This window comes from Hyphomicrobium sp., assembly GCF_020852195.1.
Lineage (GTDB): Bacteria > Pseudomonadota > Alphaproteobacteria > Rhizobiales > Hyphomicrobiaceae > Hyphomicrobium_C.
Genome location: NZ_JADZBI010000233.1, coordinates 1 through 13,860 on the forward strand (window position 1 = coordinate 1; position 13,860 = coordinate 13,860).

Sequence of the window (13,860 nt, forward strand, 5' to 3'; positions counted from 1 at the left end):
AGAAGAAGATCGCTCCGCCGAAGGCGTAGATGTGGAGGTCTTCGAAGTCCTCCGATCCGGACACGCCGCCGGCGGTGAAGTCGAGATCCGCGCTGTAGTTCTTGTACTTGAGCCAGAGCGCCATCGACGCCGCATCGATCTCCTGCACCACGCCGAAGCCGAAGCGCTCGAACGACGAGCCGGTGGCCACGCCGGGGGTGGCGGGGTTGCCGCCGCAGGCGGCATCGATGTTGCCGCCCGTGCCGGCGAAGCCGTCGCAGAGCCCGGTCACGCCGCTGATCGCCGCGCCGCCGTTGAGGCCGCCAAACATGTCCTCGTCGCGACCGTACTCGCCGTAGAACACCGTGGCGCCGAGCGGCACCAGGTTGGCGCGCACGCCGGCCTTCAGGTAGAGCTGCTCGCTGTCCTTGAAGCCGTCCGGGTTCTCGTGGCCCCAGTGCACGCTGCCGAAGATGCCCGAGGGCTCATGCAGGAACGCGAAGTTGACCTGCAGCAGCGTCGAGTCGGTGAAGGTGGCGACGCGGTTGTCGGAGTTGTCGTTGTAGGAGATGCCGAACGCCGTCTTGAACGCGCCGAACTGGCCGTTGTGGCGCAGCGCCACGTCCCAGAAGTCGTCCTCGCCCCAGGAGGTCGAGAACACGAAGCCGTTCCACGTCGGCGTATCGTAGCGCACGCTGTTGGTGCGGTCGCCGGCGCAGTCCGCGAAGATGCCGACGCCGACCGTGTAGCAGGTGGCGATATCGCCCCAGCGTGCTTTCGCGCGCGAGCTGGTGCCCTCGGGGACGAGCTGGAAGTTCTGGCCGTCGAAGATCACGAGGTTGGCGGCGAAGATGCTGCCAGCGCCCGAGAGATCGACCCAGGTATCGTCCGAGGCCTGGCTCTGCCGGCCGACCGAGATGCGGCCCAGACGCTCGCTCTTGATCCACCAGTAGGAGTTGAGGTTGCCCGGAGGCCCGCTGCCGCCATCGTCGTTGTTGGCGTCCTGAATGAAGCCGTTCTCGCCGGTGACGTCGAAGCGCAGGCTGTAGCCCGCCGACCACTCGGCATTGATCTTGGCGCTGCCGTCGAAATGCAGGCGGTCGCCGAGGTCGTTCAAGCTGGTTCCGACATAGGCATCCGAGTTGATGCTGTCGTCCCAGCCCATGATCTGCTGGGTGACCCAGCCGGAGATCGTGATCGAAACCTTGCGGTTCCCCTTGCGGACCGTGGTCGCCTCGAGCTCGGCGATACGCTCCTCCAGGTCCGCACAGCAGTTACCTCCGAGATCGGCGGCCCGCGCCCCGCCACTCGCAAGCATTGCAGCGGTCATGCCCACCATGACCCCCGCGGAGAATAGCAGTCTACGTCCCCCACGCATTTTTCTCTCCCTTCCGAAATCTGCGCCTTCCGAGATAGGACTATTGGTTCTACGCGCTTACTTCGTGTCCACTCCCGTCCGAACATCCACTAGGCAAATGGTGTGCCAACAAAAGCACGATTTGCATAGGTGCAGAGGGCAGGTCCCGACATTAGTGTATAGCACCCGAGAAAACGCAGCTTTCACAATGAATTAGACCCCATAACCTGCTGATGAAGGGGGCCGGGCATCGTCGGTTGCCGAAGTACTGTGCTCGATAAGCAACAACATATTAGCCGCAACCCGCGGTATCCCTTCGGCCACGGAAACCCCAGGCGTTACACTGTGACATCAAACACCGCCTAGCATGTAACGTGGTCTACGGATCGCCGTTATCTCGAGATGGGGGAAAAGACCCCTAGAGCCCGATTCCGGAGCCAAATGGTCTCCCCAAAATCGCTCAAATTTACGCGCGTTTTTCGGGCCTTAGCTCAATCTCAAGAAAACGCGTCTTGATGAGAAATTTCTTCTGGCATGATTCATGCTCCCGTGCCTTTTGCGGGTAGGAGGTCGCAATCAGGCGGCCTCCCATCCGTATCGCGCGCCAAGACGCAGATTGGGGAGGAACATGTTGAAGAAGACACGACCTGGCCACCAGGCCAGTCGAGAGGATGCGGACACGTGCGCGTTGGGCCGCCGCACTCTCATACAGGGACTTGCTGTTTCCGGCTGCCTCGCGGCGACCGGCTATCTCGTGTGCTCGCCGGCGGAGAGCGCCCAGGATGCGCGCAGCTCCAAGCCGCAGCCAGGAGACCAATTCGTCTTCATGACCGGCGATAAGGAGGGGCATGTCGTCGTTCCCGACGATGTCAAGGTCGGTGAGGCCCCACTCCTCGTCTACCCGAAGGACCCGGGCACGGAGAAGATCCTCGCGTCGCGGGGCAACCTTCTCATGCTCATGCGGGTCAACGCAGACGATCTGGATCCATCCACGAAGCCTCACGCCGCGGAAGGCATCGTGGCCTACTCGGCGATCTGCACGCACGAGGGCTGCCCCATCTCGGGCCAACACGAGAACCCGCGCATGGCCATCTGCAACTGCCATGGCTCGACATTCGACATCGGCAATAACGGCAAAGTGGTGCAAGGGCCTGCGACGCGCAGGCTGGCCATGCTGCCGGTGACCATCACCGACGGTACGTTGGTGGTGGCAGGGAAACTGAACGGTCCGATCGGGCCGCCAGTGTAGTGAGGGCGACCACCGCACCTCGCGCAATTTGAAGCATCAAAAATTTGGGAGGAAAGCTCAATGAAACTACGACTATCCGTCGCTGCGCTCGCTTTGATCGCGGCGTCCTCATTGCAGGCGGCCGACTATAAGCCGGTCACCGACGACCGGCTCAAGAACCCCGAGCCGGAGAACTGGCTGCTGACGAAGGGCAACTACGAGGGCTGGAGCTACACGCCCCTCGATCAGATCACGCCCGACAACGTGAGCAAGCTGAAGCCGGTATGGTCCGCCGCCACAGGCGTGAACTCGGGCCACGAGGCGCCTGCCGTCATCAACGGCGACTACATGTTCGTGGCAACGCCGCACAACAACGTGCTGGCCTTCGATGCGAAGACCGGCAAGTTTCTGTGGCGTTACGTACGCGAGACGCCCGAAGGCTTGGGCGCACTGCACAGGACCAATCGCGGCGTCGCGCTCTGGGGCGACAAGGTCTACGTCGGCAGCATCGACTGTGTCCTGACCGCCCTCGACGCCAAGACCGGCGAGAAGGTCTGGGAAGAGACGGTCTGCGACTGGGAGAAGGAAAGCGCCTACATCACCTCGGCGCCGCTTGCCGTGAAGGGCAAGATCATCATCGGTCCGTCCGGCGGCGAGTTCGGCGTGCGCGGCTTCATCAAGGCCTTCGACGCCGAGACCGGCAAGCTGGCCTGGACACGCTACAGCATTCCGGCGCCGGGCGAGCCTGGCTCGGAGACCTGGCCGCAGGAAGGCGAATGGAAGGACGCCTGGAAGAACGGCGGCGGCACCATGTGGATGCCGGGCAACTACGATGCCAAGAACGACGTGATCTATTGGGGCGTCGGAAACGGCGCACCGTGGATCGCCGACCAGCGTCCGGGCGACAACCTGTACGTGGCGTCGAGCCTTGCTATCAATCCGGACACCGGCGACATCGTCGGTCACTTCCAGTACCACTATAACGACGGCTGGGACTGGGCCGCCATGAACGCCCCGACGCTCGTCGAGTTCAATCGCGACGGCAAGAAGGTTCCGGGCCTGATCAGCGCGCAGCGCAACGGCGTGCTGTACTGGCTGGACCGCGACGACAAGGTCAAGATCACGTTCTCTCACGCCGAGAAGTACGTGCACAACAACGTCTTCAAGTCTATCGACCCGAAGACGGGCCGCCCGACCTACAACGACGAGGCCATCCCCAAGACCGGCAAGGCCGCGACGTACTGCCCGAGCCTCTGGGGCGGCAAGGACTGGCCGTATGAAGCCTACAGCCCGAAGAGCGGGATGCTCTACATTCCGTTCAACGACAATCACTGCATGACCCTGACCGGCATGATCCAGCCGATTCTGCCCGGTCAATGGTCGGCGGGCGTGGACATCAACCGCCTCGACCTCGAGATCACCAAGGGCTTCAAGTACATCGGCGGCATCCAGGCCTGGAGTGTCGATGACCGCACGGAGGTCTGGCGTGAAACCTACCCGGGTTCCTGGAACTGGGGCTCGATCCTGACCACCGGCGGCGGCGTGCTGTTCGCTGGCGGCACGAACGACCGTCTGTTCCGCGCCTACGACGAGAAGACTGGCAAGCTGCTTTGGCAGTTCCCGACCCCGTCGGGCATCATCTCGCCGCCGAGCGCATTCTCCGTCGACGGCAAGCAGTACATCGCAGTTGTCTCGGGCTACGGCGTCGACGCGCAGTGGATCCAGGGCAAGATGCACACTCAGGAAGGCTGGGAGAAGTCGGTTCCTGAGGGCGGCTCGGTCTGGGTCTTCGCGCTCGGTGACTGATCCGGGCTTCGACTGAAGGCATGCACCCGACCCGCATCGTTCTCTAGGTGCGGGTCGGATTGCCACCAACGACCGTCGATCGCGGAAAGGACGTCGGAATCGATGCTTACCATCAATGTCAACGGCCAGGATCGCGAGTTCGACGGCGATCCGAACACACCGCTGCTCTGGTTCGTCCGCGACGAGCTCGCGCTTACGGGAACGAAGTTCGGTTGCGGTGCGGGCCTCTGCGGAGCATGCACCGTGCATGTCGACGATGTCGCATCGCGGAGCTGCCTGACCACCGTGGGCGAGGCCGCAGGAAAGCGCGTCACGACCATCGAAGGATTGTCGGCCGACGGCAGCCACCCCGTGCAGAAGGCTTGGCGTGAGCTGAACGTGCCGCAATGCGGCTTCTGCCAGGCTGGGCAGATCATGCAGGCGGCGTCGCTCCTGACCAGAAACCGCGCCCCGAGCGATGGCGAGATCGTCGAGGAGATGGCGGGCAACATCTGCCGGTGCGGCTGCTATCAGCGCATCCACGCGGCTGTTCGCCTGGCGGCGGGAGGCGTGTAGGACATGTACCACTACCTGGAGAAGGCAGCTCGCGCGCAAGGGCGCAAGATCGGCTCTGAGGCCCTGATCGAGAATGTCAGCAGGCGCAGCTTCATCGGCGGCGTTCTGAAGACATCCGGCGTGGTGCTGGCGCTTCAGGTGATCCCCGGTGGCGTCGCCGACGCCTTCGAGGCCTATCCCACCGGAGCCGCGGGCATGCCGCGCGGCGTCGTCAACGACCCGCACGTGTTCGTGGCCATCGACACGCACGGACTGGTCACCATCGTCGGCCACCGCTCCGAGATGGGGACCGGCGTCAGGACCAGCCTGCCCATGGTCGTCGCCGACGAGATGGAGGCGGACTGGTCGCGCGTGCGCGTCATACAGGCGCCCGGCGACGAGCCACGCTATGGAAACCAGGATACGGATGGCTCCCGCAGCGTCCGCCATTTCATTCAGCCCATGCGCGAGTGCGGCGCCGCCATGCGCTACATGCTGGAGGCCGCCGCGGCCGCCACGTGGGGCGTCGACCAGGCGCTCTGCAAGGCCAAGAACCATCACGTCGTCCTGCTGAAAGAGGGCAAGACCAAGGGCGAGACAGTCGAGACCGGCACGCGCATCGGCTTCGGCGAGCTGGCGAAGGCGGCTATGAGCCTGCCCGTGCCGCCGCGCGAGAAGCTCGCGTTCAAGAAGCCCGAGGACTTCCTCTATATCGGCAAAGGCAAGACTCCGATCGTCGATCTGCACGACATCACGGTTGGTGCTGCGGTCTATGGCGCCGACGTGCGCCTGCCAGGAATGAAGTACGCGGTGATCGCCCGGCCTCCCGTGGTCGGCGGCAAGGTGAAGAAATTCGACGCCGCCGAGGCGCTGAAGGTGCCCGGCGTCGAGGCCGTGCACGAGATCGAAGGCTTCCCGCCGCCGGCGAAATTCGCCCCCCTCGGCGGCATCGCGGTCGTTGCGAAATCCACGTACGCCGCCATGCAGGGCCGCGAAGCGCTGACTATCGAGTGGAACGACGGCCGCCACGCGGGCTACACCTCCACGAGCTACCGCGAGGAGATGGTTGCGACGGCCCGCAAGCCCGGCAAGGTCATCCGCAACCAGGGCGACCCCGACGCTGCGTTCGCCGGCGCCGCGGAGGTATTCTCCGCAGAGTATTCCCAAGACCACATGGCGCAGGCGGCCATGGAGCCTCCGGCAGCCCTCGCGCGCATCGTCGACGGCAAGATCGAGGTCTGGGCCCCCGCGCAAAGCCCCTACGGCACGCGCGAGGACATCGCCAAGGCGTTGGAGGTGCCGATCGAGAACGTGACCGTTCATGTCACGCTGCTCGGCGGCGGTTTCGGCCGCAAGTCGAAATGCGATTTCGTGCTCGAGGCCGTACAGCTTTCGAAGAAGCTCGGCGGTGCGCCCGTGATGCTGCAGTGGACGCGAGAGGATGACCTGCAGCACGCCTTCTATCACACGACATCGGTCGAACGTATCGAGGCCGCCCTCGACAAATCTGGCAAGGTCGTGGGATGGCGGCACCGCACGGTCGCCCCGTCCATCCTTTCCACTTTCGCCGAGGACAGCGGCTACCAGTTCAACATCGAATACGGCATGGGCTTCGTCGACATGCCGTTCGAGATTCCGAACATCCGTTGCGAGAACGGCCAGGCGTTCGCCCACACGCGGATCGGCTGGTTCCGCTCCGTATCGAACATTCCGCGCGCCTTCGCCGTGCAGTCGTTCGTTGCCGAGCTTGCCCACAAGCTCGGCCGCGATCCGAAGGACATGCTGATCGAGCTGATCGGTTCGGACCGCAAGATCGATCCCAAGGCCGCAGGCATGCCGGAGGACTTCTGGAACTACGGCGAGCCCTACCCGGAGTTCCCCATCGACACGGCACGCCTGAAGAACGTCGTCAACGTTGCCGCCGAGAAAGCCGGCTGGGGCAAGACGCTGCCGCCGGGGCAGGGGCTCGGCATCGCGGTCCATCGCTCGTTCGTCACCTATGTCGCCATGGTCGTGCACGCCGAGATCGACGACAAGGGCATCATCCGGGTGCCGCAGGTGACCGCTGCGATCGACTGCGGGCTCTACATCAACCCCGAGCGCATCCGCTCGCAGATCGAGGGCGCGGCGGTGATGGGCATGTCGACGGCGCTCTACAGCCGCATCACGTTCAAGGAAGGCCGCGTCGAGCAGTCGAACTTCAGCGACTTCGAGGTCGCGCGCATGTCGAACTTCCCGCAGAAGGTCAACGTGCACATCATCGAGCCGACAGCGCCCGCGCACTACCCGACCGGCGTCGGCGAGCCCGGCGTGCCACCGTTCGCGCCCGCACTGTGCAACGCGGTGTTTGCCGCCACCGGCAAGCGGCTCAGGAGCCTCCCGGCGGGGGATCGCATCGATGCCTGAGATCGAATTCCGATGGCGCAGCGCGCGCCCAAGAAGACGTCTCCTGGAAACGTAAGCTGAGCCCGCCTGATCCGCGGAATCGGACAAGCTATTCGCCGCGGAGCAGGCGCGCCCTGCTTCGCGGCGAGCTGATGAACGTGAGGCCATCATTCCCATGCACGACCACATCGACGACAAGAATGCGGAGCGCCGCGAATGGGAGGACGCCATATCGTCCGTGCTCGCGTTCGAGGGCAGGCACCACGCCGACGATGTCCTAAGCAGCGCCGTCGAGGTCGCACGGCGCTCCGGCGCGCGGCTACCCTTCGCCGCCAATACGGCGTACGTGAACACGATCGCGGTCGACGAGGAGCCGGCACACCCCGGCGTGCGCGAGGTCGAGCACCGCATCCGCTCGGCCATCCGCTGGAACGCCGCCGCCATCGTCCTGCGCGCCAACAAGATGTCGTCCGAGCTCGGCGGCCACATCGCGAGCTTCCAGTCCGCAGCCACGCTCTACGACACCGGCTTCGAGCACTTCTGGCACGCGCCGTCTGAGACACACGGCGGCGATCTCCTTTTCATCCAAGGCCACTCCTCGCCCGGCATCTACGCGCGCGCCTTCCTCGAAGGCCGCCTCACTGAGGAGCAGCTCACGAACTTCCGCCAGGAGGTCGACGGCAGCGGCCTCTCCTCCTATCCGCACCCGTGGCTGATGCCCGAGTTCTGGCAGTTCCCCACCGTCTCCATGGGGCTCGGGCCGATCATGGCCATCTACCAGGCGCGCTTCTTGAAGTACCTGCACGGCCGCAGCCTCGCCGACACCGACAACCGGCACGTCTGGGTGTTCTGCGGCGACGGCGAGATGGACGAGCCCGAAAGCCTCGGCGCCATCGCGCTCGCGGGGCGCGAGAAGCTCGACAACCTGATCTTCGTCGTGAACTGCAACCTACAGCGCCTCGACGGGCCCGTGCGCGGCAACGGCAAGATCATCCAGGAGCTGGAAGGCGTATTCCGCGGCGCCGGCTGGAACGTGATCAAGGTGATCTGGGGATCCACGTGGGACGCGCTGCTGGCGCAGGACAGCTCCGGCAAGCTCCGCCAGCTCATGGAGGAATGCGTCGACGGCGAGTATCAGGATTTCAAGTCCAAGGACGGCGCCTACATCCGCGAGCACTTCTTCGGCCGCTATCCGGAGACGGCGGCCATGGTCGCCGACTGGAGCGACGACGAGATCTGGAAGCTGACCCGCGGCGGGCATGACCCGTCCAAGGTCTACGCGGCCTACAAGCGCGCGGTCGAGCACCGTGGCCAGCCGACCGTGATCCTCGCTAAGACCGTCAAGGGCTACGGTATGGGCAATGCCGGCGAGGCCCAGATGATCACGCACCAGCAGAAGAAGATGGAGATCGACGCGCTGCGCCAGTTCCGCGACCGGTTCCAGATTCCCGTTCCCGAGGATCAGGTCGCCGAGCTGCCCTTCATCCGCTTCGCGGAGGACTCGGAGGAGATGAAGTACCTGCGGGCGCGGCGCGAGGCGCTCGGCGGCTTCCTGCCGTCGCGGCGCCGCCGCTCCGAGAGCTTGCCCGCTCCCGAGCTGTCGCTGTTCGAGCCACTGCTCAAGGGCACGTCCGGCCGCGAGATCTCGACCACCATGGCCTTCGTGCGCCTGCTCTCCGCGCTGCTGCGGCACAAGACCTTGGGGCCGCGCGTGGTGCCGATCGTGCCGGACGAGAGCCGCACCTTCGGCATGGAGGGCATGTTCCGCCAGTTCGGCATCTTCAGCCAGGTCGGCCAGCTCTACCGTCCCTCCGATGCAGGCGAGCTGATGTACTACCGCGAGGACCGCCAGGGCCAGATGCTGCAGGAGGGCATCAACGAGGCCGGCGCCATGTCGTCGTGGATCGCCGCCGCCACGAGCTACTCGACCTCGAACGTGCCGATGATCCCCTTCTACATCTTCTATTCGATGTTCGGCTTCCAGCGCATCGGCGACCTCGCATGGGCGGCCGGCGACTGCCGCGCGCGCGGCTTCCTGATCGGCGGCACGTCGGGACGCACGACGTTGAACGGCGAAGGGTTGCAGCACCAGGACGGACACAGCCACCTGATGGCCGCGACAATCCCCAACTGCGTCTCCTACGACCCGACCTACGCCTATGAGCTGGCCGTCATCATCCGCAACGGCCTCGTGCGCATGGTCGAGAAGCAGGAGGACATCTTCCACTACATCACCGTGCTCAACGAGAACTACGAGCACCCCGACATGCCCGAAGGCGTGGAGGACGGCATCATCAAGGGCATGTACCTGCTCAAGGCAGGCGGAGATGGTCGGCACAAGGTGCAACTGATGGGCTCGGGCGCCATCCTGCGCGAGGTCATCGCCGGCGCCGAGCTTCTGGAGAAAGACTTCGGCGTGTCCGCCGACATCTGGAGCGTCACCAGCTTCACCGAGCTCGCCCGCGAGGCGCAGGAGATCGAGCGCTGGAACCTGCTCAATCCCGAGGAGAAGCCGCGCACGCCCTACGTCACGGGGCTCGTCTCAGAGCGCAGCTCCGGCCCGGTGATCGCGGCGACGGACTACACGAAGACGTTCGCCGAGCAGGTGCGCGCGTTCGTGCCCAACACCTATCGCGTGCTCGGCACCGACGGCTTCGGACGCTCCGACTACCGCCGCAAGCTTCGCTTCCATTTCGAGGTCGACCGGCATTTCGTCGCCGTCTCGGCGCTGAAGGCGCTGGCGGACGAGAACCGGATTCCCTCGACCGTCGTGACGGAGGCGCTGTCGAAGTACGGCATCCGCCCCGACAAGGCGAACCCCGTGAAAATCTAGACCGCCCACCCGTAGGCGAGGAGCCGCAGCCGAAACGGCAGCGTGGAGAACCGCATGTCCCTGATCGAAGTGAAAGTGCCCAACATCGGCGACTTCGCCGATATCCCCGTGATCGAAGTGTTGGTCAAAAAGGGCGACGCCGTAAAGGCCGAAGACCCGCTGATCACCCTCGAATCCGACAAGGCGACCATGGAGGTGCCGGCCCCGTCCGCAGGCAAGGTCAGCGAGATCCTGGTCAACATCGGAGACAAGGTCAGCGAGGGAAGCCTGATCCTCAAGTTGGAGTCCGAAGGCCAGGCAACGCGGGCGACCAGCGGTAACGCTGTTCCTGAGCAGCGCACGGCGCCCCCGCCGGCCGCAGAGCCGCAGCGGGCTCCCGAGACGGCGGCGGCGAAGCCGTCCGACGCGAGCCCCCTCCCCGCACCTACCGAGTTCGGCGGCGTCAACGCGAGCCCGTCCGTGCGGCGCCTGGCGCGCGAGCTCGATATCGATCTGACCAGCATCAAGGGCAGCGGCGAGAAGGGGCGCATCACGAAGGCCGACGTCAAAGCCGCGCTCGGCGGCGGCCCCGCGAAAGGCAATGCCCTCGCCGTGCCTCAGATCCCCGAGCAGGATTTCGCCAAGTTCGGACCGATCACGGTGCAGCCCATGACGCGGCTGAAGCGTCTTTCAGGCCCGCATCTGCATCGTGCCTGGCTCAACATCCCGCACGTGACGCACGCCGACGAGGCCGACATCACCGATCTCGAGATCTACCGCAAGCAGCTCGACACCGACGCCAAGATCAAGGGCTACCGCGTGACGATGCTGCCCTTCCTGATGATGGCCAGCGTGGTGGCGTTGAAGCAGTTCCCGGATTTCAATGCCTCGCTCGCGCCCGACGGCGAATCGCTCATCCTCAAGCACTATTACAATATCGGCGTCGCCGTCGACACGCCGGACGGGCTCGTCGTGCCCGTGATCAAGGACGTGGACCGCAAGCGCATCCTCGAGCTCAGCCAGGAGCTCGCCGCAACCTCCCAGCGCATGCGGGAGGGAAAGATTGCGCCGTCCGACATCCAGGGCGCGAGCTTCTCGATCTCGAGCCTGGGCGGCATTGGCGGCACCAGCTTCACGCCCATCGTCAACGCGCCGGAGGTCGCCATTCTCGGCGTCGCGCGCGCAACCATACGGCCCGTATGGAACGGCGAAAGCTTCACGCCCCGCCTCATGCTCCCGCTGTGCGTGTCATTCGATCATCGCGTGATCGACGGCGCGCTCGCTGCCCGCTTCGCAAGCCGCCTCGCCGAGATTCTCAGCGACGTCCGTCAGCTCGTCCTCTAGGTCTCCATGACAGCAACGCCTGATCTCGAAGCGGACATCCTCGTTCTGGGCGCCGGCCCGGGGGGATACACCGCTGCATTCCGCGCCGCCGACCTCGGCAAGAAGGTGGTGCTCGTGGAGCGCGCGCCAGTGCTTGGCGGCGTGTGCCTCAACGTCGGCTGCATTCCGTCGAAGGCTCTGCTCCATGCCGCCAAGGTGCTGGAGGAGGCGCACGAGATGTCCGCCGCCGGCCTCGGCTTCACCCGGCCACCCATCGATCTCGACAAGCTGCGCGGCTGGAAAGGCGGGATCGTCTCGAAGCTCACCTCGGGGCTCGCTGCGCTGGCCAAGCAGCGCAAGGTCACCGTCGCCACCGGCATCGGCCGCTTCGTCTCGCCGCACGAGATCGAGGTCGCGCACGACGGGACGACGAAACGCATCGCCTTCGCGCACGCCATCGTCGCCGCGGGCTCCGAGCCCGCACAACTGCCGTTCGTGCCGCACGACGACAGCCGCGTGCTGGACTCCACGGGCGCGCTCGATCTGCAGGATGTCCCGCAGCGACTCCTCGTCATCGGCGGCGGCATCATCGGCCTCGAGATGGCGACGGTCTACCACGCGCTCGGCAGCAGGGTGACCGTGGTCGAGCTCATGGACCAGATCATCCCCGGCGCCGATCGCGACATCGTCGCCCCGCTCATGAAACGCATCGCCGCGCGCTACGAGGCCATCCATCTGCAAACGAAGGTAACGAAGGTCGAGCCCGGCACTGAGGGGTTGACTGTCACCTTCGACGGCAAGGACGCACCCTCCAGCACGACCTTCGACAAGATCCTCGTCGCCGTTGGGCGCGTTCCCAACGGCCGCACGCTGAACCTGGAAGCAGCCGGCGTATCGGTCGACGCGCGCGGCTTCGTCCCCGTCGATGGCCGCATGCGCACCAACGTCCCGCACATCTTCGCCATCGGCGATATCGTGGGCCAGCCGATGCTCGCCCACAAGGCCGTGCACGAGGGCAAAGTCGCCGCCGAGGCCGCCGCGGGCCTCAACGCCGCGTTCGACGCCCGCGTCATCCCCTCCGTGGCCTACACGGACCCCGAGGTGGCATGGGTAGGCCTGACCGAGAACGAGGCTAAGGCCGCGGGCGTAGCGTACGGCAAGGGCAGCTTCCCGTGGGCCGCCTCCGGCCGCGCACTCTCGTTTGGGCGCGACGAGGGCCTGACCAAGGTGCTCTTCGATCCGGAGACGCACCGAACGCTCGGCTGCGGCATCGTCGGCCCCAACGCCGGCGATCTCATCGCCGAGGTAGCGCTTGCGATCGAGATGGGCGCGGACGCCGCCGACATCGCCGGCACGATTCACCCCCATCCCACGCTGTCTGAGACCATCGCCCAGTCGGCCGAGATGTTCGAGGGCACGATCACCGACCTGATGCCACCGCGAAAAGCACGCGGCGTCTAGACCATGATCGCTTCGGACGCTATCAGTCCGAAGCGTGAATCATCGGTCTCATCAAAAGGCTGGAGCGCGATCTCAGTTCAATCAAAGCTGGTCTTGCACTAGCGTTCGACTTTGCGGAATCGCGCCTGGGCAAGCTACGCGCGGGAGACTTGCGTGGGTCCCGGCCTTCGCCGGGATGACGTCGAGAGGAGGCGAGCCGCGCGCCACAAACCCACCGTCATCCCGGCGAAGGCCGGGACCCACGCCAGCTTCCACACGCCCCACGGCAGCAGGATCCTCGTGCGACAGCGCAGAGGAGCCACGATAAAAAAGGCGCCCAACTGTCCCAGGAGGAACTTCCAGCTGACGGATCAAGTGTCATTACCTCGGCCGCACATCGTTCCGGAGGCATCCATGCTGACCACGCTCCAACTCGTCATCTGCGGCTTCGTTGCATTCGTGGTGTTCCCGCTCGCGCTGCGGAGCCTATTCACCGGCTCCAAGCCGCCGGAAGGCTCGCTCAGGAAATATTACGCCGCGGAGTCTTATCTCAACTTCACCGGGGACCTGATGCTGGTCGCCTTGTCGCTCTTGGCGATCACCAGCCTCGCGCAGCATTTCGGCGTCATCGATACGGATCTCGGCATGCGTCTCTCGGATTGGATCACGGTGCCGTTCATGATCCTCCTGCTCGCCTACCTCGTGCTCTGGGTCCGCGCGATGTTGAAGGTGCGCCGTAGCGACACGCGCGCGTGATTCCTCGCGGAGACAGGCGCGCTTCACATATCCATCTTGGGCAGGTTCTCGGGCAATGTTCCCTCGGGAAGGCACGGCCGGGCGGTTGCTCTGCAGTAGAATTGCCCCTTGCCGTCCTGGCTGCATTCGAGCGACTGATTGTCGGCGTTGTCCCAGTTCTCGTAGCCACGGCCCAGGGCACCGGCGCGGGACGACCACCACTTCTGCGCGGCGATGAGCGCCTCCTCCTGCGTCGCGCCG

Annotated in this window: 9 protein-coding genes and 1 pseudogene; 8 read left to right on the forward strand and 2 right to left on the reverse strand. The window is 65.1% G+C overall.

Going from position 1 to position 13,860, the window contains the following annotated elements; genetic code table 11:
* A partial coding sequence (locus IT540_RS19060; protein WP_291181383.1) for a porin occupies positions 1-1,309 on the reverse strand: 1,309 nt, incomplete at its 3' end.
* 655 nt (positions 1,310-1,964) lie between these two features.
* Between IT540_RS19060 and IT540_RS19065 the strand changes: the two genes are divergently transcribed.
* From IT540_RS19065 to IT540_RS19100, 8 genes are all read left to right on the forward strand, one after another.
* Positions 1,965-2,585: a Rieske (2Fe-2S) protein gene (locus IT540_RS19065; RefSeq protein WP_291181385.1), complete on the forward strand. Its 621-nt coding sequence runs from the start codon at positions 1,965-1,967 to the stop codon at positions 2,583-2,585.
* A 60-nt stretch (positions 2,586-2,645) separates the two neighbouring features.
* Positions 2,646-4,370: a PQQ-dependent dehydrogenase, methanol/ethanol family gene (locus tag IT540_RS19070; protein WP_291181387.1), complete on the forward strand. Its 1,725-nt coding sequence runs from the start codon at positions 2,646-2,648 to the stop codon at positions 4,368-4,370.
* A 102-nt stretch (positions 4,371-4,472) separates the two neighbouring features.
* Positions 4,473-4,925 carry a (2Fe-2S)-binding protein gene (locus IT540_RS19075; RefSeq protein WP_291181388.1) on the forward strand — a complete coding sequence of 151 codons (453 nt, stop codon included), beginning with the start codon at positions 4,473-4,475 and terminating at the stop codon, positions 4,923-4,925.
* A gap of 3 nt (positions 4,926-4,928) precedes the next feature.
* Complete coding sequence (locus tag IT540_RS19080; protein ID WP_291181389.1) at positions 4,929-7,310, forward strand: molybdopterin cofactor-binding domain-containing protein; 2,382 nt, start codon at positions 4,929-4,931, stop codon at positions 7,308-7,310.
* Between the two features lie 154 nt (positions 7,311-7,464).
* Positions 7,465-10,122: a pyruvate dehydrogenase (acetyl-transferring), homodimeric type gene (aceE, locus tag IT540_RS19085; RefSeq protein ID WP_291181390.1), complete on the forward strand. Its 2,658-nt coding sequence runs from the start codon at positions 7,465-7,467 to the stop codon at positions 10,120-10,122.
* A gap of 54 nt (positions 10,123-10,176) precedes the next feature.
* Positions 10,177-11,445, forward strand: a complete 1,269-nt coding sequence (locus IT540_RS19090; protein ID WP_291181391.1) for a 2-oxo acid dehydrogenase subunit E2 — start codon at positions 10,177-10,179, stop codon at positions 11,443-11,445.
* Positions 11,446-11,451: 6 nt separating this feature from the next.
* The gene (lpdA, locus tag IT540_RS19095) at positions 11,452-12,885 is read left to right on the forward strand and encodes a dihydrolipoyl dehydrogenase (RefSeq protein ID WP_291181392.1); all 1,434 of its coding nucleotides are present in this window, start codon (positions 11,452-11,454) and stop codon (positions 12,883-12,885) included.
* Positions 12,886-13,278: 393 nt separating this feature from the next.
* A complete protein-coding gene (locus IT540_RS19100; RefSeq protein WP_291181393.1) occupies positions 13,279-13,620 on the forward strand; it encodes a hypothetical protein in 342 nt (113 codons plus the stop codon).
* Positions 13,621-13,643: 23 nt separating this feature from the next.
* On the opposite strand, the pseudogene IT540_RS19105 reads toward IT540_RS19100, so the two are convergent.
* Positions 13,644-13,860: pseudogene (locus IT540_RS19105) on the reverse strand (hypothetical protein); the annotation flags it as partial.